General features: G+C 59.7%; 17 protein-coding genes. 5 read left to right on the plus strand and 12 right to left on the minus strand.

The window, feature by feature from the left end:
• Positions 1–12 precede the first annotated feature (12 nt).
• The 6 genes from ACM6IQ_RS15190 to ACM6IQ_RS15215 form a co-directional block, all read right to left on the minus strand.
• Positions 13–1,584, minus strand: coding sequence for an efflux transporter outer membrane subunit (locus tag ACM6IQ_RS15190; RefSeq protein WP_414879215.1), 1,572 nt, complete (start codon positions 1,582–1,584; stop codon positions 13–15).
• Positions 1,581–2,645: an HlyD family secretion protein gene (locus ACM6IQ_RS15195; RefSeq protein WP_414879216.1), complete on the minus strand. Its 1,065-nt coding sequence runs from the start codon at positions 2,643–2,645 to the stop codon at positions 1,581–1,583. Before ACM6IQ_RS15195 ends, ACM6IQ_RS15190 begins: the two co-directional genes overlap by 4 nt.
• Before the next feature lie 26 nt (positions 2,646–2,671).
• Positions 2,672–4,207 (minus strand): MFS transporter, encoded by a 1,536-nt coding sequence (locus ACM6IQ_RS15200; RefSeq protein ID WP_414879217.1) that lies wholly within the window; start codon positions 4,205–4,207, stop codon positions 2,672–2,674.
• Positions 4,208–4,338: 131 nt separating this feature from the next.
• Positions 4,339–5,256 (minus strand): LysR family transcriptional regulator, encoded by a 918-nt coding sequence (locus ACM6IQ_RS15205; protein WP_017335827.1) that lies wholly within the window; start codon positions 5,254–5,256, stop codon positions 4,339–4,341.
• 76 nt (positions 5,257–5,332) lie between these two features.
• The gene (locus ACM6IQ_RS15210) at positions 5,333–7,879 is read right to left on the minus strand and encodes an EAL domain-containing protein (protein ID WP_414879218.1); all 2,547 of its coding nucleotides are present in this window, start codon (positions 7,877–7,879) and stop codon (positions 5,333–5,335) included.
• 90 nt (positions 7,880–7,969) lie between these two features.
• The gene (locus ACM6IQ_RS15215; protein ID WP_414879219.1) at positions 7,970–9,598 is read right to left on the minus strand and encodes a methyl-accepting chemotaxis protein; all 1,629 of its coding nucleotides are present in this window, start codon (positions 9,596–9,598) and stop codon (positions 7,970–7,972) included.
• 222 nt (positions 9,599–9,820) lie between these two features.
• On the opposite strand from ACM6IQ_RS15215, the gene ACM6IQ_RS15220 reads away from it, so the two are divergent.
• Positions 9,821–10,183 (plus strand): helix-turn-helix domain-containing protein, encoded by a 363-nt coding sequence (locus ACM6IQ_RS15220; RefSeq protein WP_238588308.1) that lies wholly within the window; start codon positions 9,821–9,823, stop codon positions 10,181–10,183.
• 167 nt (positions 10,184–10,350) lie between these two features.
• Here the strand turns inward: ACM6IQ_RS15220 and ACM6IQ_RS15225 are convergent, their stop codons facing one another.
• Genes ACM6IQ_RS15225 through ACM6IQ_RS15240 form a run of 4 tightly spaced genes read right to left on the minus strand, consistent with a single transcriptional unit; the run spans position 10,351 to position 14,035 of the window.
• A complete protein-coding gene (locus tag ACM6IQ_RS15225; protein ID WP_414879220.1) occupies positions 10,351–11,217 on the minus strand; it encodes an ABC transporter permease in 867 nt (288 codons plus the stop codon).
• A 20-nt stretch (positions 11,218–11,237) separates the two neighbouring features.
• A complete protein-coding gene (locus ACM6IQ_RS15230; RefSeq protein ID WP_414879221.1) occupies positions 11,238–12,098 on the minus strand; it encodes an ABC transporter ATP-binding protein in 861 nt (286 codons plus the stop codon).
• 5 nt (positions 12,099–12,103) lie between these two features.
• The gene (locus ACM6IQ_RS15235) at positions 12,104–13,129 is read right to left on the minus strand and encodes an ABC transporter substrate-binding protein (protein WP_414879222.1); all 1,026 of its coding nucleotides are present in this window, start codon (positions 13,127–13,129) and stop codon (positions 12,104–12,106) included.
• Between the two features lie 18 nt (positions 13,130–13,147).
• Positions 13,148–14,035, minus strand: coding sequence for a TauD/TfdA dioxygenase family protein (locus ACM6IQ_RS15240; RefSeq protein ID WP_017335820.1), 888 nt, complete (start codon positions 14,033–14,035; stop codon positions 13,148–13,150).
• 230 nt (positions 14,036–14,265) lie between these two features.
• Here ACM6IQ_RS15240 and ACM6IQ_RS15245 point away from each other — a divergent pair, with 230 nt between their 5' ends.
• Positions 14,266–14,631, plus strand: coding sequence for a hypothetical protein (locus ACM6IQ_RS15245; protein ID WP_017335819.1), 366 nt, complete (start codon positions 14,266–14,268; stop codon positions 14,629–14,631).
• Between the two features lie 84 nt (positions 14,632–14,715).
• Here the strand turns inward: ACM6IQ_RS15245 and lapD are convergent, their stop codons facing one another.
• Both lapD and lapG read right to left on the minus strand, forming a co-directional pair.
• A complete protein-coding gene (lapD, locus tag ACM6IQ_RS15250) occupies positions 14,716–16,662 on the minus strand; it encodes a cyclic di-GMP receptor LapD (protein ID WP_414879223.1) in 1,947 nt (648 codons plus the stop codon).
• A 14-nt stretch (positions 16,663–16,676) separates the two neighbouring features.
• Positions 16,677–17,369 (minus strand): cysteine protease LapG, encoded by a 693-nt coding sequence (gene lapG / locus ACM6IQ_RS15255; protein ID WP_017335817.1) that lies wholly within the window; start codon positions 17,367–17,369, stop codon positions 16,677–16,679.
• Between the two features lie 197 nt (positions 17,370–17,566).
• Between lapG and ACM6IQ_RS15260 the strand changes: the two genes are divergently transcribed.
• From ACM6IQ_RS15260 to ACM6IQ_RS15270, 3 genes are all read left to right on the plus strand, one after another.
• On the plus strand, positions 17,567–18,277 hold the full coding sequence (locus ACM6IQ_RS15260; protein WP_017335816.1) for a GntR family transcriptional regulator: 711 nt from the start codon (positions 17,567–17,569) through the stop codon (positions 18,275–18,277).
• 638 nt (positions 18,278–18,915) lie between these two features.
• Entirely contained in the window at positions 18,916–19,692 is a 777-nt protein-coding gene (locus ACM6IQ_RS15265) for a DUF3050 domain-containing protein (RefSeq protein ID WP_414879224.1), read from the plus strand.
• Complete coding sequence (locus tag ACM6IQ_RS15270; protein ID WP_414879225.1) at positions 19,689–20,618, plus strand: diiron oxygenase; 930 nt, start codon at positions 19,689–19,691, stop codon at positions 20,616–20,618. Before ACM6IQ_RS15265 ends, ACM6IQ_RS15270 begins: the two co-directional genes overlap by 4 nt.
• Positions 20,619–20,628 lie beyond the last annotated feature (10 nt).

The following is a 20,628-nucleotide window of genomic DNA, read 5'->3' on the forward strand; positions in this document are numbered from 1 at the left end:
CGAGGGGAGTTTTTACCTGCGTTGCGCCATCTCCCCCACCGGATACACCGACTCCCACCCTCCACCCAACGCCTTGTACAACCCGACCATCGCCAGCGACACGCCGGTCGAACTCTCGACCCATTGCTGCTGGGTCGCCAGCAATTCGCCTTGCACGGTGAGGACGTTGACGAAATCCACCACCCCTTCCACGTACTGTTGTTGCGCGGTTCGCAGGGCGATCCGGTTTTGGCCTACGGCTTCGGCGAGGCTGTCGCGGCGCAGTTGGCTGGCGTTGTAGGCGGTCAGTTGGTCATCGATTTCATGCCAGGCCCGCAGCACGGTTTGCTGGTAGGCGATGGCGGCTTCCTGTTGCTGGGCTTCGCGCAAGTTCAGCACGCCGCGCAGGCGACCGCCATCGAACAGCGGCAGACTGAATTGCGGGCCTATGCCAAACGCGCGCGAGCCCCAGGAGCCGAAATCACTCAATTGCATCGCTTGGGAGCCGACGTTGCCCGACAGGGTGATGCGCGGATAGAAATCCCCCTTGGCCACCCCAATGTTCGCCGTGGCGGCATGCAGGCGAGCTTCGGCCTGGCGGATGTCCGGGCGACGTTCGGCCAGTTGCGACGGCAGGCCGATGGCGACCTGGCGCGGGGTCTGTGGCACGGGCGCGTCTGTGGATAACTCGGCATGCAGCGCCTGGGGCGGTTCGCCCATCAACAGGCTCAGAGCATTGATCAATTGCGACTGACGCTGCTCCAGCGCCGGCAGGCGCGATTCGATGGCTGCGACTTGTGCGGCGGCTTCGGCGACATCCAGGTCGGTGGCGACACCGTCGGCCAGGCGCAGCTGCGACAGCTTCAGGCTGTGGCGGGCGACGTCGAGGTTCTCTTCCGTGACGGCACGCGTACTTTGCACGCCGCGTAGCTGAATGTAGTCCTGGGCAGTCTCGGCAAGGACCGACAGCAGCACGCCGCGCCGGTCGTTTTCCGCGACGTCCAGCGTGGCATCCGCCGCTTCGGTTTCGCGGCGCACCCGCCCCCAGAAATCCAGTTCCCAGGACGCCGAAAAGCCGGCATCCCACAGATTGAACGCCGAATGGCCATTGTTCCCCGACGGATCGCTCAGACCTTCGCCGCTGTTGCGCTTACGCCCGTAGCTGCCCGTGGCGGCGGTGTTGGGGTAGCGATCCGCGGTGACCACCTGGCGCGCGGCGCGACTTTGCTGCAGGCGGCTGCTGGCGAGTTTCAGGTCAAGGTTATCCGTCAGGGCACGCTGGGTCAGGGCCGAGAGTTTCGGGTCGTGGAAGACTTCCCACCAGCGTTCGTCCATGGTGTCGGCGACGGCTTGGCTGGCGGCGGCTTTTTGTGGTTTGGACCATTCGCTGATTTGGGGTGCCTGCGGTTTCTGAAAGTCCGGGCCGACAGTGCAGGCACTCAGGGTCAGGAGGCTCAGCACCAACGCTACTGAACAAACACCGACCTTGTGGCGAGGGAGCTTGCTCCCGCTGGGCCGCGAAGCGGACTCAAAATTGGCGAGTGCTGCGCACTCGAACGGGAGCAAGCTCCCTCGCCACAAAGGGGTGCGATTGACGAAGTTCATCGCTGTGCAACCTCATGCTCACCGATATCAGCGGTATCAATACTCGCCTCCACTGACATCCCCACACGCAGCCGTTCGGCCAGCACTTGCCCCGGATCCAGAACGATTTTCACCGGAATCCGCTGCACAACCTTGGTGAAGTTACCGGTCGCGTTGTCCGGCTTGATCGAAGCGAAAGTCACGCCAGTCGCCGGGGCAATGCTCTCGACGCGACCGCGCAACGCTTCACCGCCAAGGCTGTCGACGCGCACCTGCACGGCTTGCCCCGGTTGCACGTCGGTCAGTTGGGTCTCCTGAAAATTGGCGACCACATACGCCTGCGTCAGCGGCACCACCGCCAGCAACTTGCTCCCCGGTGTCACGTAAGCCCCGACCCGCACGGCGCGCTCGCCGACCATACCGTCCTGCGGCGCGACGATACGCGTATAGGACAGCTCGTAGCTGGCCATTTCCAGCGCCGCTTGCGCACGTTTCAACCCACCGTCGGCCGCATCGCGCTGGGCGGTGAGGATGTCCACCTGCTTGCGTTCCGCCGCCAACACTGCCGTCGCATTGGCCAACCGGGCGCGGGCCTGATCGATACGCGTGCGGGCTTGCTGAGCGTTCTGCACCGTACCCGCGCCAACGCCGGCGAGGTGGTTGTAGCGGTTCAATTCATGTTCAGCGAACGCCATTTCCGCCTTGGCCGACACCACCGTGGCTTGCGCCTGGGCGATCACCGATGTCTGGCGCTCAAGGGTTGCGCGAGCGTTTTGCAGTTGCGCCCGCGCCACCAGCGTTTCGGCGTCGGCAGCCTGAGCGGCAGCGCGTAAATCCCGGTCATCGATCAGCGCCAGCAATTGCCCGGCCTTGACCTGCTGATTGTCTTCCACCAGCACTTCCTTGATGAACCCGGCGACGCGGGGCACCACCAGGGTGAAGTCCGCGGAGACAAACGCGTCATTGGTGTTCTGTTGCGTGCGCTTGCCAAACACTCCCGGCGCCAGCAAATAAACCAGCACGCCGACCGCCACCAGGGTGGCGACGCCCACGGCCACTTTTTTCGTTGCTTGAGTCGTCATAAAAACCTTCTGTTTCAGTGGAGCATTCAAGTCGGCGCACGCGGCGGATAGATCCGCGTCGGCAGCCAGAAAATCAGCAGGATCAGCGCCAGGGCGACGCCGCTCATGCACAGATAAAGATCCGAAGCCGTCAGCACCACCGCCTGTTCATGCAACCGATGGGCAAGGCCCACGCTGTCGCTGTCGGCCAGCGGCGAGTTGCCCAGGCGGTCCACCAACATGGTCGAATGAAAGTGCAGCCGCGACGTGGTCAGCGCGTCGATCATTCCCGTGGCGATCACCGCCGACAGGCCTTTCACGGTGTTGAACCAGGCCGACGCGAACGGCCCTTCCATCGGGCTGATGCTGCCGGTCGAGAGCATCAACAATGGCAACACCGCCATGGGCTGCCCGAAGATCTGCAGCAGTTGCAGGACGTAGAAATCGTCGCGAATCCACACCGACGTCAGCTGCGAACCCCCCATGCACGACAGCGCCAGCATGCTCAGGCCGATTCCCAGTACCCAGCGGCAATCGACCCAGCGCAGGTTGCACAGCGCCGCCACCAACGGCAGCGCAAGCAACTGTGGCAGGGCCGCCAGCAACATGATCGGCGCAGTCTGCACCGGGCGATAACCCTGAACCTGCGCGAGGTAACTGGACGGAATGATGATCACCGCCAGCAAGATCACCAGCACGCCGGCCAGGGTCAGCAAGGCGAACGACAGGTTGCGGATGCCGAGCATCTGCATCTTGAAAAACGGGATCGGCTGCGACCATTCGTTGACCAGGAACAGCACCAGCAATAGCAGCCCGCCCCCGAGCAAGCCGCAGATCAGGCTCGACTCGAACCAGTCCAGCCGGTTGCCCTGCAGGATGCCGATGACCAGCATGCCGATCGCCGGAAAACCCAATAACAACCCGCGCCAGTTGAATTGCTTGAAACGTTCCAGGCGCAACGGATCCTGAGGCAAGCCGTAGGCCACTGCGGCCATGGCGATCAGGCACGGCGCGATGATTTGCCAGAAGGTCCATTGCCAGCCGACATGCTCGGTCCACAGCCCGGCCAGCGGCGTGCCGAGCCCGGGGCCGAACGTCGCCGTCAGGGCATAACCGGCCAGGCCGTAGAGCTTCACGTTGGCCGGCAAGAAGCGCAGGGCGACGGTCATCAGCATCGGCGGCAATGCACCGCCTGCCAGGCCTTGCACAGTGCGCATCACCAGCAGGCTTTCGTAGTTAGGAGCGAAGGGGCACAGCACGCCCAACAAGGTGAACACGCTGATCGCACAGAGGGTGAAGCGCCGCAACGAGAACGTCACCGCACACCACGGTGCAAATGCCATCGCCGCCACCGAGGTCGCGGTGTAACTGGCCACCAGCCAGGTACCTTCGTCATAACCGATGGCCAATGCGCCGCGGATGTCGGCGAGGGCGACCTTGGTCACCATTTCGTTGAGGCCCGACACCAGCACCGCCAGCAACACGCCCACCAGACCGATGATGATCCGCGGGCCGAAGACCGGTGGCGTCATGGCGGAGTGGCTGGCCGCGGCGAGAGGTGCCGGGGCCGTCAGGGAAGTCATGGACTGCAAGCTCCGGGATTTGAATACCGAAGCATTTTAGGAAGCGTGGAAGCTGACGAAAATCAACTTATTGGCAGGTTATAAGTGCGCTCCACGCAACTGTCAGATCGAAGGCTGCGATCTTTCGATCTTCAAGGTTGCGCGGCCAGCCACGTCTCGTCGCAACAGGACTTGAGCGTTTCACGCATCCAGCGATGCGCCGGGTCTTTGTCGAAGCGCGGGTGCCAGGCCTGGGTCAGCATGAGGGTCGGCAACGGGATCGGCAGGGTAAACGAACGCAATTTCAGCCCCAGGCGTCGCACGCTCAGCAGCGCTTCCTTGGGCACCGGCAGAATCAGATCCGAATCAGGCAACGCAAACATCGCGGCATGGAAACTCGGCGCAATCACCGCCACCCGTCGTTCCAGGCCCAATGCGTTAAGCGCCGTATCAATCGGCCCGCGAGCGATGCCGCGACGAGACATGCTGATGTGAGAAAACCCGGCATAACGTTCGGCGGTGATCTCTTCATCAAACAACGGGTGATCGTCGCGCACCAGGCCGACAAAGTGCGTGGAGAACAGGGTCTGCACCTTCACTTCCGGCATTAGCGGCCGGTTGTTGCTGACGCTCAAATCGATGCGTCCCTCACGCAACGCTTCGTCATCCCCATCGCCCTCCGGGACAAAGCGCAGTTCGCAATGCGGCGCCTGGCGCTCCATCGTGTCGAAGAGCTTGCCGCCATACACGCCTACAAAGAAATCGTTGGCGCGAATGCTGAAGCGTCGACGCAAGCTGCCCAGCTCCACGTCGTCGGCAGATCGGAACAGCAGCGCGGCCTGCTCAACCAGATCCCGCACCTGCTCACGCAACGCCAGTGCCTTGGGCGTCGGCACCAGGCCACGACCGGCGCGCACCAGAATCGGATCGCCGATGGCTTCGCGAATGCGTGTGAGCGTGCGGCTCATGGCCGCCGGGCTGAGGTTCATCCGCCGCGCGGCACCCACCACGCTGCCTTCGTCGAGCAAAGCATCGAGGGCGACCAGAAGATTCATGTCCGGGAGTTGCATGCTGAACACTCGTGGCTGATCTGGATTGATTCAGACGCAATGCTAGCAGCTTGAATGAGCGCGCCGAAGGCCACCCTTATTCGCGATACGAGCGATCCTCAAGCCAAAACCTCAACCCCGATGCCGAGAGCGGCCTTGAAATAAGATAGCCCTGGCCGACGTGATAGCCCTGCGCCTGCAGGATGCGTTGCTGGCCCAGCGTTTCAATACCTTCGGCCACCACGCGTAATTTCAGGCTCTCACCAATACGGATTACCGCTTCGCTCAGGGCCTGACTGGTGATGTCATCTTCCAGGTCATGAACAAAGCTGCGATCGAGCTTGAGTTCCTGGATAGGAATTCGACGCAGATAGCTGAGGCTCGAATAACCCGTGCCGAAGTCATCCATGGCCAGGCGGATCCCCAGGGCGTGCACCTCGTTGATCGTGGTCAGGGTGTCGGGATTGCTATCCATCAGGACGTTTTCGGTAATTTCCAGAGTCAGGTCGGAAGTGGTCAGTTGCTGCTCGGCGAGGATCCCGGTCAGAATCCCGGGCAATCCCCGATTATGGAAATTGGTGGGCGACAGATTGACGGATATGGCGGGCACCTCAAGCCCTTCGCGACGCCAGGTGGCCAGTTGGCGGCAGGCTTCACGCAGGGCCCATTGGCCAAGCTCGACAATCAAGCCGCACTCCTCGGCGAGTGGAATAAAGCAGCCGGGCGAGATATCGCCCAATTGTGGATGCCTCCAGCGAGCCAAGGCCTCCACGCCGTAAAGATCATTACCCTGCAGATTGATTTGCGGCTGATAGACCAGGTGCAACAGATGTTGATCAATGGCTTCACGCAATGCGGCCTCAAGGTTCAAGCGTGCGCGCGCCAACTGATCAAGACCTTGGCTGAAGAAGCTGACACACCCCCGCCCGCTGGTCTTGGCTTGATACATGGCCATGTCGGCGCGATGCAGCAAGGTCTCCATGGAACGGCCATCGTCAGGAAACAGGCTGACACCGATGCTTGCCGAAGGTTTGAGCGTCACACCCGCAATCTCGCAGGGCGCGCACAGTTCATACCTCAAATGCTCGATCACTACCTGCGCCTGCGCCAGTGCGCACTGGGGCAACACCACGACAAACTCATCCCCCGATAACCTGCTCACGATGTCGACGTTGCGCCGACACTTGCCCAGGCGCCGGGCGATCATTCGCAGAAACTCATCACCGGCCGGATGCCCCAGCGAGTCATTGACCTGCTTGAAACGGTCCAGGTCAATAAACAGGACGGTGAGCGGCGTGTCGTCGCGTGAGGCTTCGGCGATGGCCTGGTCCGCGCGGGCGTTAAGCAGGTTGCGGTTGGGCAGACCGGTCAAGTCGTCATAAAAAGCCAGTTGACGGATATGCGCACGTGATTCCTCGCGCTCAAGGGCCAATGCACACAAGTAAATACTGGCGTTGATCAATTGCTGATGCAGCAACGAAGGCTCACGGGGCTCGTGATAGTAAAACGCAAAAGTACCTAACACCCGGCCCGAGCTGGATTTGATCGGCGTCGACCAACAGGCCCTGAGGCCCAAGGGCAACGCCAGTTCACGAAAACGGACCCAGAACGGATGACTGGCAATGTCACGGACCATCACCGCCGTGCCGCTGAACGCAGCTGCGCCGCAAGAGCCGACGCCCGGTCCGATTGCCACATCATCCAACGCCGCACAGTAGCTGGCCGGCAGGTCGGGAGCCGCCAGGGTACGCAACCGCCCGCTATCGTCGACGCTCAAAATCGAGGCGACCACTTCCGGCGCTACCCTCTGGACCTCCTTGCATACCAGGCCCATCAACGACTCAATCGACTCCTCCTGCACCATCGCCTCAAGCATCTTGTGACGCAGGATCTCCGGCATTCGAGAGTGAGTGACGTCGATCATCACGCTGACGGTATTGACCAGGTTACCTTGCTCGTCACAGACCGGGTAAATCGTGACATCGCACCAAACCCGGCGCCCCTCGCGCAGGTAGCCGACAGCCTGCGAGTGGTAGACCTCGCCACGCATTACCTGCCCGTTGATGGCGGCAATGGTCTGCGGATCAAAATCCGGCGCGATCACGCTATCGAGCGTGCGTCCGCGGACCTGATCGAGGTCGTACCCGAACATCCGGGTGAATCCACCGTTGGCGTACACCATGCTCCATTGACCGTCGGTGATGATGATGGCGTTTTCCGTGGTGTCGACCACCAGCGACAGCAGTTGCAGGCGTTCGTGCTCCTTGTGTTGACGGGTTATGTCCTTGACGACTGCAACATAGAACAGCTGCCCTGAAGCGTTGACTCTGGAGATGGACATGGCTCCCCAGCGGTGATCACCGTCCGGCCGTTCAATCAATACGTCTCGACTGCTACCGACAATCCTGTTGATGCCGCTCCGTCTGTTGGCGTCAATGTAACTGTCGTGATCAGCCCGGATCATGTCCGGCACCAGCAAGCGGACGTTCTGTCCGAGCACCTGATCGCGGTCATTGCCCCATAGGCTCTCTGCGGCATCATTGAACAAAATGACCCGATTCTGGCTGTCGATGACCACAACGCTATCAATGGATTGCGCGAGTGCCTGGGTAAAGATGGGTGAAAAATCCTGAACATCCGACATGCCGATGACTCACTGATAACGCTTTAACGTACAAGGCTCCATGCTGCGTCAGGTTTGCCGAGCCAACCGGTCTTCCAGAATTCCCCGGCGTCAGGTCTTGAAGTGCCGCACCATCGAGCTCAGTTCGGAGGCCAGGCGAGACAATTCGCTGCTGGCCAAACTCGTCTGATGCGCGCCGTCAGCTGCATGGGTCGACAATTCACGAATATTCAACAGATTGCGATCCACTTCATGGGCAACCTTGGCCTGCTCCTCGGTGGCGCTGGCGATCACCAGGTTGCGTTCGGTGATCTCGTGCACTGCGGCAAAGATCGCCTCAAGCGCCTGACCGGCAGCTTCCGTCGCCTGCAACGAACTACTGGCCCTCAAGGTACTGGCGTCCATGGCGTTGACGGCCTGGTGAGTGCCACTCTGGATTCCGGCAATCATCTGTTCGATTTCCCGGGTCGACTCCTGAGTGCGATAAGCCAGGGTCCGCACCTCGTCTGCGACTACTGCAAACCCGCGCCCCGCTTCACCGGCTCGCGCAGCTTCAATAGCGGCATTGAGCGCCAGCAAATTGGTCTGGTCAGAAATACTGCGAATCACCTCCAGTACCTTGCCGATGTCGCGAGTCTGGGTGGCCAGATCCTGTACCAAGGCGGAGCTGGTGCTGATCTCCCGGCTCATGGCATCCACCTCCTCGAGCGTGGTTTGCACCTGCCGACGACTTTGGCCCGCCAATTGATTGGTCGCGTTGGAGGCCTCTGATGTGGACACTGCGTTTCTCGCGACTTCTTCGACTGCCGCCGTCATCTCGGTGACGGCGGTGACCGCTTGTTCGAGCTCGTTGTGCTGCTGATTCAGGCCGTGATTGCTTTCCACCGTGACCCGGCTCAATTGCTCGGCAGAACTGGCCAATTGATGGGCGTAATGGCTGATCTGCTCGATGGTCTGACGCTGGCTGATCTGCATCTGCTGCAACCCCAAAAATAGCTGGCCGATCTCATTGCTCGACTGCACATCGATCGGATGTCGCAAATCCCCCGAGGCGATTTCCTCGAAATGCTGCCTTGCCTCGCGCAGTGGGCGCAGCACGCGGCTGGCGATAAACCACCAGCAACCGGCCACCAGCAACCCGGCGATCACAAACAGAATCACCGCCTGGGCCTGGGCCATGCTGTAGCGGGAATGGGCTTGATCCATGATTGCGGCGGTTTGCACATCGAGCTGCTTTTCGAAGCCGACCAAAGCCATGTCAAACCGGTCGTTAGCCGTCCGCGCCTTGAGATTGACCTCAATGTAACGCGCTTCCGATCCTTGGCTAAGCGCCTGCATCTGCTCCTCCAGGGTATCGCGATACACCGCAAAAGCCTGCTGTAACTCATCGCTCTGAAGGGTCGAACCGCTGCTCTTCTCTTGCGCAGCAAAAGTGTCGAAGTAATCGATGGCTTCCTGAAACAGGGTCGTCGCCCGCTGCAGACTGGCCTGGGCCTTGACGGTATCGCCCGTGCGCGTTTCAAGGAATGCCCCCGCCATGCCCACGCGGGAACGCAATAGACGCAAGTAGGCCAGGTGCACCCGACTGTTCTGGGTCACCCCGACCTGATGCAGGTCTTGGATCTGCTCATCGCTGCTCAGCGCGCTGCGCCAACTGGTCAACGATGAAACCAGTAATGCACAGACGAACAATGCAAGCACCCAGAACATACCCGTTCGGATTTTCAGATGAGTCAGCATTTTGGACAGTTCTCAGTTGTACGGGCGGTCACCAGCCAAAAAGCCAGCATCAAATTACACCACATCCTATAGGGGCAATTTGATATGAATCAAACAAACAATGACGTAATACATCAATACCTTCGTCGTATAACATCATTCGCTTGAACGTAGTAAGTGCGCAAAATGTCACATAACTACGGAAAATTGACGCTGGAGGTCAAAATCATGAAGGAGCGCACAGTGACAGATCACGTGGGTGCCGCAATCGCAGCCCGCCGTAAAGCAAAGGGCCTGACTCAGGCTCATATTGCCGAAGCTATCGGCGTGGAAAAAGAGACGGTCAGCCGCATGGAAAATGGCGTGATTTCCCTGACCCTGACACGCCTGCAGCAAATGTCGGAAGTGCTCGATTGCTCGCTTAGCGATCTGGTGCGCACCAACGCCCATGACTCCCACAGCCAGTCCCAGAACATCAATGAGCTGATTCAGAGCCTGCCGGTCGGTGAGCGAGTGTTGGTGGTTAATTTCGTTGCTGAAATCGTCAAGGTGTTGAAATCCAGAGAGCCGGTTCAACACTATGATTCGAGCGCTGGCCGACGATAGAGACCCGCCAGGAGATCGGCTCCCTGGTGCGGCTCTATCACCGGTGGCGCCATTGACTCCTTGAATGAGTCACTTCACTCCGAGGTTTCTTCGATACGAAGTTCTTCCTGGTCATGCTGTTCAATGCTTGATGAGCCGTGAATAAAATAAGGGTGAGATGGACGCACCTAACGCTGCATCCCCCACCGCTTCACCGTCACCCGCTCCAGCGAATCAAACACCAGATTCTCTACCAGCAACCCAATCAAGATCACCACCGCCAACCCGGCAAACACCTTGTCGGTGTAAAGCTCATTACGATTCTGAAAGATGTACCAACCCAAACCACCCTTGCCACTGGTCGCACCAAACACCAGCTCAGCAGCGATCAGCGTGCGCCAGGCGAACGCCCAGCCGATTTTCAGCCCGGCGAGAATCGACGGCAACGCTGCCGGTATCAGGATGAACAGCACGAAGCGCATGCCCTTCAAACCGTAATTGCGCCCGGCCATGCGCAGGGTTTCCGAGACGCCGAGAAACCCGGCGTAGGTGTTCAACGCCAACGCCCACAGCACCGAATGCACCAGCACGAAAATCAGGCTGTTCTGCCCCAGCCCGAACCACAACAGCGCCAGCGGCAACAGCGCAATGGCCGGCAACGGGTTGAACATCGACGTCAGCGTGCTCAGCAAATCGCGCCCGAACTGCGTCGACACCGCCAGCGTGGTCAGGGCAAACGCCAGGACGATGCCGATCAGGTAACCCTTGAGCAACACCACCAGCGAAATCCACACCTTGCCCAGCAATTCGCCGCTCAGCAGGCCGTCATACAACGCACTGGCGGTTTGCAAAAAACTCGGCAGCAGCAGGTCATTGTTCTGGATGCGCGCAACCACTTCCCACAGCACCGCCAGCAGAACCAGGATCAGGCTTTTGCGAATCCAGCCTTGTTGCCACAGGCGTTGGCCAAGGGGCAACTCACGCTCCAGCGGTACACTGGTCAGCGGCTGCAAAACGGTTTCAAATTCTTCACGCGCAGATGATAACTGGCTCATCGGGCACTCCTCTCAATGGCTCAGTAAGCGATGCGAATATCGGAAAAATCCAGCTCGCGCGCGGTTTCCGGCGACTGGCCTTCATCGAACAACAACCGATGAATCCGTCGCGCCGACGCCTGAAAATCCACGCCACCGAGGCTGTGCAAATCGTATTGATGGCTGTGGACTTGCGCCCGGACCCGGCCGGGATGCGGCGACAGCAGCAGGATCCGATTGCCCACCACCAGTGCTTCTTCGATGGAGTGCGTGACGAACAGCAGGGTGAAGCGAACCTCTTCCCAGAGCAGCAGCAATTCTTCCTGCATCTTGCGGCGGGTCAGCGCATCGAGCGCGGCGAAGGGTTCGTCCATCAGGAGGATTTTCGGCTGCATCGCCAACGCCCGGGCAATCGCCACGCGCGCCTTCATGCCGCCGGACAAGGTGTGCGGATACGCATCGGCGAACGCGGCCAGCCCAACCTTGTCGAGATAATGCAGCGCCCGTTCTTCGGCCTCTTTGCGCTTGAGGGTTTTCGACGCCAACAGTGGAAACATCACGTTCTGTTTGACGGTTTTCCACGGCGGCAGTTGATCGAACTCCTGGAACACCACGATCCGGTCCGGCCCCGGCGCGTTGACCGTTTGCCCTTGCAGACGAATCTCGCCTTCAACGGGCTGGATGAACCCGGCAACCGCCTTGAGCAAGGTCGACTTGCCGCAACCGGACGGCCCGAGCAGCACAAAGCGGTCCGCCGGATCGATGTCAAAACTGACTTGATGGGTCGCTCGAACCACACGCTGTGGCGTGCGGTATTCAAGGCTGACGTTGTCGACCGACAGCAACGCCTGGGCTGTGGCGTTCGGTTTGCTGACCGTGTGGTCTTGCAAAGGGGCATTCATGACGATCAGCTCCCTTGCAGCGGTTTGGCGTCCTGGAAGAAGTAATCCTTCCACGAATCCGGTTTGTTTTTAATCGCGCCGACGCGGTACAGGAACTCGGCCAGTGGATACGTATTTTTCGGCGTGACGCTGAATTCGAACTGCGGGTTGTCGATGATTTTCAGCAACGCAGCCCGATCGATTTTCGCCTTGGTCACACGGATGTACGTATCGGCGGCGGCGCCTTTATCGTTCTGGGCAAACTGCGCGGCTTCGGTCAGTGCCTCGACGAACGCCTTGTAGGTTTTCGGGTTCTCGTTGCGGAATTTCTCGGTGGCGAACAGCACTGTCGGCGAGTTCGGGCCGAGCAGGTCATAAGTGTTCAGCACCACATGCACGTTCGGGTTGGCCAGCGCCTGATTCTGGAACGGCGGGTTGGAAAAGTGCCCGGTCAGCTCGGTGCCGCCGGCAATCAGCGCCGCCGTGGCATCGGGGTGCGGAACAGCGATGGTGTACTTGTCGAGGCGATTGAATTCCTTGTCGCCCCACTGCTTGGCGGCCGCGTATTGCAGGAAGCGCGACTGCACCGACACGCCCACCGCCGGCACCGCGATGCGGTCCTGCTCAGTGAAGTCGGCGATGGTTTTGACCTTGGGATTGTTGCTTACCAGGTAGTACGGGAAGTTGCCGAGGGAAGCCACGGCCTTGACGTTCTGCTTGCCGTGGGTGCGATCCCAGATGGTCAGCAGCGGACCGACGCCCGCGCCGGCAATGTCGATGGAGCCGGAAAGCAACGCATCGTTAACCGCCGCGCCGCCAGACAGCTGAGTCCAGTCGACCTTGATGTCGATGCCTTCCTGCTTGCCGTATTTTTCGATCAGGTTCTGATCGCGCACCACGTTGAGCAATAGATAAACGATGCCGAACTGCTCGGCAATGCGGATTTCACCTTCAGCGTGGGCCACGGTCGGCGCCACCAGACTGCCGGCGAAGAGGCTGAAACCCAGGCCGATGGCCGCAGCCAGCGGTGCAAAGGGAAGACGTTTGGACATGATTCAATCTCCGACAAATCAGAAAGGCGCGTCGCCCTGAATGGTGGTGCGATACAACTTGCGGCGCAGATGACTCGGGCATCCGGCGGCGAGGTGAATCAGCGAGCGGTTGTCCCAGAACACCAGGTCGTGGGGCTGCCATTGATGGCGGTAGATGTTGTGCGGCAGTACGCTGTGGGCGTAGAGCTCGTCGAGCAGTTGCTTGCTCTCGTCGTCCGGCAAACCAACGATGCGGGTGGTGAAACCCTCGCTGACGAACAACGCCTTGCGACCGTTTTCCGGATGCGTGCGTACGATCGGGTGGACGACTTCGGCGACCTGAGCCAGCTGCTCCGGCGTCAGCGTCGGGCGCCAATTGCCTTCGAATTTGGTTTCGCTGTAGCGCGCGGTGTACGAGTGAGCCGCCGAGCGACCTTCGACCGCTTTGCGCAGTGCGTCGGGCAGGTTTTCCCAGGCTTTATGCATGTCCGAAAACAAGGTGTCGCCGCCTTCGGACGGCAACTCCTGGGCGTGCAGCATCGAGCCCAGGCTGGGCAATTCTTTATAGGACAGGTCGGAGTGCCAGAACTTGCCGGCGTCGCCGAGACCGATGGATTGGCCGTTCTCGATGATGTTGGAAACGATGAGGATTTCCGGGTGCCCGGCCAGCAGGAACTGCTTGAGCACATGGATCTGCAACACGCCGAAGCGGCGGCTGAAGTCGATTTGCTGTTCGGGGGTAATGCGTTGATCGCGGAACACCACGACATGATGATCAAGGTGCGCGCGGTGGATGCGGGCGAAGTCCTGATCATTGACCGGGCGAGACAAGTCGAGGCCGATGATTTCGGCACCGACGGCGCCACTGAACGGACGAATGTCGAAAATTTGCGGCGCGATGCTTTGAGTTGCAGAGACGACAGACATAAATCACTCCCACGCACGGCGCGCTCAAGGGCGCGCGCGTCGATCAGAAACTCACGGAGATCCCGTGTTGGTTTGTGTCGTGCGGCGCGCCGATTGGTCGGCAGGTACGCAGGAGGCTGACTTTATAGGTATAAGAACGCGAATTTAAATACCATTAGCGAATAACCATATGGCTGATTTCGCCTATGCTGCTGACAGGATGAAGCCGCTCAACGCTTGAGGGACGCTCAATGCTCTACGTGCAACGCAATGCAGATGGCCAACTGATGCGCGTGGAAGCCGAGGCCTATGCCGAGTCCACCGAAAGCCTGCCCGCCGATCACCCGGATCTTCAGGCCTGGTTCGCCCGCGAAGTCGTGGCGATCAATCACAAGCAACTGCAGCAAATCAAACAACTCAAGCAGTTGAGGCAGAGCGACCTGGACATGATCCGGGTACTGGACGACCTGATCCAGGTGCTGACTGATAAGGGCGTAATGCGCATCACCGACCTGCCGGCCGCTGCACAGGCCAAGCTCATGGGCCGTTCCCAGGCCCGGGAGGAGTTGGGTGGGTTGAGTAATCTAGTGGATGAGGATGATTCGGGGTTGATCTAGCCCTCGCTGTCTTCATTGCCTGAACTGACGCTATCGCAGGCTTGCCCGCGTTAGCGTCGGTTCAGGCAAAGCAACTTCAGGACCTTAATCCCAAGGCTTGGGCTCCCCAAACAACCGCCCCTGCACGCCATAAACCCCCATCTCGCGAATCACCGACAACTCCCCTTCGGTCTCCACCCGTTCGGCAATCAACGGCAGATCAATGCTGTGCGCCGCACGCTGAATCGCCTCGATAAACAGACGCTTGTCGCTCTCCTGATCAATCGCGCGGATGTAAACACCGTCGATCTTCAGATACGCCAACCCGAGCCGGGCCAGGTTGCCGATCATGCTGAAACGGCCACCAAAATGTTGCAGGCTCAACGAGAAGCCGATTTCTCGCAGGCGTCGCGTCAGGTCTTCCAGCTTCGCTTGCTCCGGCAGTTGCTCCTCGCCGATCTCCAGGGTCAGCCGCGGCCCCAGACTGGAGTGTGCGCGCAACATATCCAGGACTTTGCCCAGCGCCTGCGGATTGTTCAGCGTCGCCGAAGACAGGTTCAGCGCCAGCGACGCTTCGTGGTCAACCATTTGTTCGAGCACTCGCTCCAGCATCAGGCGATCCAGCCGCGCAGCCCAGCCGAAACGCTCGAGCCACGGCAGGAACCGACCGGCAGGAATCGCCTGGCCCTGCTCGTCAATCAGGCGCGAAAGCACTTTGTAATGCAGCACCAATGTCGTGTCCTGGCTCGCCACCACCGGCTGGAAATACAGTTCGAACCGCCGCTGATTCAGCGCCTCATCGAGCAAGCGGTGCCAGGCATGATGAGCATCGCCAAGGCTCGCCGCAGCCGTGTGATCCAGGCAGACCCACCTCGAATCACCCTGGCCTTCAGCCTGTGCCAACGCCTGATCCGCCAGTCCGAGCACTGCTTGCGGTGAGTCGCCATACATAAACGGCGCCAGCCCGATGTACGCCACAGCGGCCACATCGGTGGCGCCGGTCGCGTGCAGGCTCGCCAGGGCATTGTCGAGGTTTTGCGCCAGTTGCAACGCTTCGGCGTGCAACAGCCCCGGCGCCAGCACGGCGAATTCGCCACCGCGAATCCGCGTGACGAGGTTCAGTGTCTCCGGATACCTGGCGCACTCACGGGACAGCTGCTCGCTGACCGCGATCAGTAAATCATCCGTGTGTTGGCCGCCGAGACGCTGATTCAACCCAGCGAGGTCCCTGACCCGCAGCAACAACAAATAGCCTGAACTGGCCTTTTCCGGATTGCTCACCTGGGCATTCAATTGCATTTCGAAATAGCGCCGGTTAGCCAACCCGGTCAACGTGTCCTGATAGGACTCCTCGCGCAATTTTTCACTGCGCTCGGCCTGTTCCTGAAACAACGCCTTGAGCTTCTCGACCATCTGGTTCATGGCCTGCACCACGCGACGCAATTCAGGCGTACGCGGCAGATTGGGCAGGCTGAGGAATTCCCGGCGGGCGATGGCGTGGGATTGCTGGACCATGTAATCCAGCGGCTTCAGTTGCCGGCGCAGCAGCAACGCACCCAGCACCGCACTCACCGCGCCGCACAGCAGCAGCCAGCCGAGGCTGCCCAAGGCGCTCTGCCAGAGTTTGGCCAACGCGAACATCGGGTGGCTGACCACTTCGACCCGCGCCGCCTGCTCCCAGCCACGGCTGACAATCGCATCGCCGCCCGCGGGCTCCAGACCGATCAGCTTGACGAACCAGTCCGGCACGTTGGTCACCGCCGGAATCCCGCTGCGCTCGACCAGGGTTTTGTCGTTGGACAAATCGACAACACGGATGCTCGCGTAATAACCGCTGTCGAAAATCGAGCTGACCAGCAGCTCGACCATCGCCGGGTCGTCGATGTTCGGCGTCAACGACAGCGCCAGCGCCGTCGCGGCGTCCTGCGCGTGGGAGCGCAACTGGTTGACGTACTGGGTGCGCGAGCTCTCGAGGCTGACCATGAAGCTGCCAGTGAAGGCGACTACCAGGAACAGACAGATTGCGATCAACAGCTGTTTGAACAAAGACATCTGAGCGCGTGCTCCTAGTTAATCGTCTCGACCGGAAAACCTTCCGCCTGCATTTTCTTCAACACATCCTGCCAACGGGACAAGCGTTTGGTGTCACCTACTTTTTTATTGCCCTTGGCACCGGGCAACCACAGCCCTTCGGCATTGAAAGCGTAGACCGGCAGCAGATCGGTTCGTTGGCTGGCCGGCTTGATCGCATCGATCAGGCTGTCGAGCACCAGCGGCATGGCGTCGGGGCTGGCGTAGTAAGTCAGCACCATGTGCGCGCGGTTCAGGCTCACGGCCTTGACGTAGGTAATGCGGAGCTTGTCGCTGGACACGCCAAGGCGGCGCAGGCTGAAATACTTGGCGATGGCGTAGTCTTCGCAGTCACCGGCACCTTTCCACAAGGCTTCGATCGGGGTTTCCCAATAGTCGACCTCGTGCCACAGGTCGATGTCCTCTTCGTAGCGCATCTGTTTATTGAAGAACAGGTTGACCACGTTGAGCTGCTCCAGCTCGCTGATCTGCTTCTGCGTGGCCAGCAAATGCTGCCAGGCATCAATGCGTTGCTGCCCTGCGCCCAATGGCCCGTACAATGCCTGCGCCCGGCGGCTGACCAGGGAAAAATCCCAGTCGGCATGCAGACCGCCCGGCATGACACCGGCCAGCAGCAACGCGCAGCATAGCCAGCGCAACGTCCAGGGGATCGCGAAACGTACCGCCAATGGGAGGCATCCAGGTAGGCAGGTGGAATCGATTGATGGTGAAGGTTAGCCGGTTAAAAGACAATGGCACGGTGAGATCACCGGAGCGGGCTAAACTTGGGGTGTGAGCTGTTTAGTCTGCGTGTTTGACAACCTGTCAGGCAGTCACTAGTGTCCTCTTGGATCCAAATTCTTTCAGTCATTCAGGGTGTGTAGTAGTGCCACAGAAGCCCAACCCTCTCAGCAGCATCAAGGTCAACGGTCCGATTCCCGCTCATCTGGCACGCTCGGTCATCGAAGAAACCCTGCGCGCCGCCATTCTCGACGGCCGTATTCCTTGCGGCACAGCCCTTCGTCAGCAAGACCTGGCCGACCTGTTCGGGGTCAGTCGCATGCCGGTCCGTGAAGCCTTGCGCCAGCTCGAAGCGCAAGCGCTGCTTAATGTGATCGCCCATAAAGGTGCGGTGGTTGCGCCATTGGTTCAGGGCGACGCCGTCGAAACCTATGCGCTGCGGATCCTGCTGGAGTCCGAAGCCCTGCGCCTGTCGATCCCGTTGCTCACCCATGAAGACTTTGAACAGGCGGCCCGCTACATCGATGAACTGGAAACGGAGCACGACTACACCGAAATTGGCCGGCTCAACCGTCTGTTTCACATGGCGATGTACAGCAAGGCGCCTAATCGCCGGCTCTTGAAGCTGGTCGAAGACGGGTTGAACGAAGAGGAACGCTTCCTGCGCTTCAACCTGGAAGCCATGGGCCTGGGCAAACTGTCCCAGGAAGATCACCGTGCGCTGTTGCGCGCAGTGGAAGACCGCGACGTCGAACGCGCGGTGAAGCTGCTCGAACAACACCTCAACCGGGGCGTCGAGGTCATCACGAACTACCTCAACAGCCCCGAAGCACAAAGCAGAAAAACCTCGAAATAAATCATACCGGCTATCGGAGCGAGCAGATCAACCTGCTCGCCTGCGCTGGCCGCACCTGCGTGTCCGTTACCCCAAGCCAGACAATTGCATCGACCGTATGACGCGTCGGCGATAGCGGCTGCCTTGATTTACGCTCACTCTTGGCGTGCCAACCAGTAATAAACGGGTGACGCATCGCATCAGCGGTGCAGTCCCCGCATCAAGAACCTACGGAAGGAGTCTTGCAACGGGAAAGGAAGCATCGGCATCCCGGCCAACTTCCACCCCTCAAATCACACTAACGATCACCCTTGGAAAGTTGCTTCGAGTGAGGCATTCACTCTTTACTTCAATTTCGACTTACATAAGCCGGAAGGAGCAACTACGCCCAAATAAAACTTTAATCAAAAGTCTTATTGAAACTTGTCGCGCCAGGAAAAGTTAAACTTGCAAATAGTATAAAAATAACTTGCCCGAAACTTTGCTCGTGTATTAGCGTTTCTTCGCGACCACTGGACACTGGCCGCAGCACCAAAGCCACACTACTTGTATGCAACTAATAACGATCAATTCATTTGAGGTACATGCTCGCCATCAGAACATTCAAAACGCCGTCAATTACTGTTCACACTTCATTCCGGATCACTTATAGGCTCGCCATGAAATCGACTAAAGATCGTCTTAATCAGAAGAAAGCAGAACTGAGTGCGCATCCGATTTTTTCTGAAATACATTCGCTTTCGGTACTCCAACGCTTCATGGAATCCCATGTTTTTGCGGTGTGGGATTTCATGTCGCTGACCAAGCGCCTGCAACAGGAACTGACCTGCATCCAGTTGCCCTGGCTGCCGCCAAGAGATCCGCAGGCTGCCCGACTGATCAACGAAATTGTGCTGGGCGAAGAGTCCGATGATCGTCCGGCCCACGGTCATTACAGCCACTTCGAGTTGTACCTGGATGCGATGCGTGAAGTGGGCGCCAGCACCGTCGCCATCGAACGCTTCGTGACGCTGCAACAAGAGGGCGTGAGTTACGACGTGGCGCTGCAAAGCGTGGACATCGACCCGGCCGCTGCACAATTCGTGCGCCACACCTTGCACACCGCGCTGCATGCGCCCGGCCACAGCGTGGCGGCGGCGTTTCTGCACGGGCGCGAGAGCGTTATTCCGCAAATGTTCCAGCGCATTCTCGACGATTGGGGTATCGGTTTTGAACAGGCGCCGACCTTCCGTTACTACCTGGAGCGGCACATTGAAGTCGATTCCGAGGACCACGGCCCGGCGGCGGAAAAACTCCTCGCGCGGCTGGTCAACGGCGATCCGCAACGGGAAGAAGACGTCTACGCCAGCGCTCTGGCGGCCGTTGAAAGTCGCATCGCCCTGTGGGACGGCCTGCGCCTGAGCATGAGCGAACCGGTGGCGGAGGTGAACGCATGAACGCCGCCGACTACCAATCCTTCGCCGACGCCTGGGAAAGCCGCGCGACCATCCGCACCCGCCCGCGCCGCGTGCTGGAGAACGACGAAAAGCTGATCTACCCGCTGAGTCGTCAACCGCTGGTGTTGAGCGAAACCTTTCTGCGCGAATGCCCCGAACAACGGGATTTCGCCCTGGTGCAGACGCTCTACAAATTCATCAACGACGTTGTGATTTTCGAAACCGAGATCGTCGACAAAACCGCGCGCAGCATCGCCAAGAACCGCTTCGCCGTGACCTTCCCGTTCGCCTGTCGTTACGACGCCATGACCGTCGTGGTGGACGAGGATTACCACGCGCTGGTGGCGATGGATTTCATGCAGCAAACCGTCGCCATGACCGGGATCACACCGATCAGGCTGCCGGATGAAATCGAGCTGAGCCGGGCGATTCCGGCGGCTGTTGCGCTGGCACCGGAGCATTTGCGCAGCGCCGTGGAATTGATCTGCGTAGCCATCGCGGAGAACACCGTGACCGGCGACGTGGCGGCATTCGCCAAGGACAACACGGTCAAGCAATCGATCAAGGGATTGATGGCCGATCATTTGCTCGACGAGGGCCGTCATTCCGGATTCTGGGCGCGGTTGGTGCGCATTTACTGGCACACCGCAAGCGAAGACGACCGTCAGTGCATCGCTCAGCTTCTGCCGGTGTTCATCGGCCATTACCTGACCAACGACATCCAGAAATCATTCGACTTGCGCCTGATCGAGTCCTTGCAAATCAGCGATGCCACGCGCCGCGCACTCAAGAGCGAAGTGTCGGGGCTGGCCTTCCCGATCAACCGCCATCACCCGCTGGTCGCCAACATCGTGCGGTTTTTCCACAGCAGTTCGCTGCTCGATTCGCCGTGTGTTCAAGAAGCCCTGAGCGACTACCTGGTTTAACGAGGAGCAC

The sequence above is a fragment of the Pseudomonas sp. IT-P100 genome (assembly GCF_949767185.1).
GTDB classification, from domain to species: Bacteria; Pseudomonadota; Gammaproteobacteria; order Pseudomonadales; family Pseudomonadaceae; genus Aquipseudomonas; species Aquipseudomonas fluorescens_B.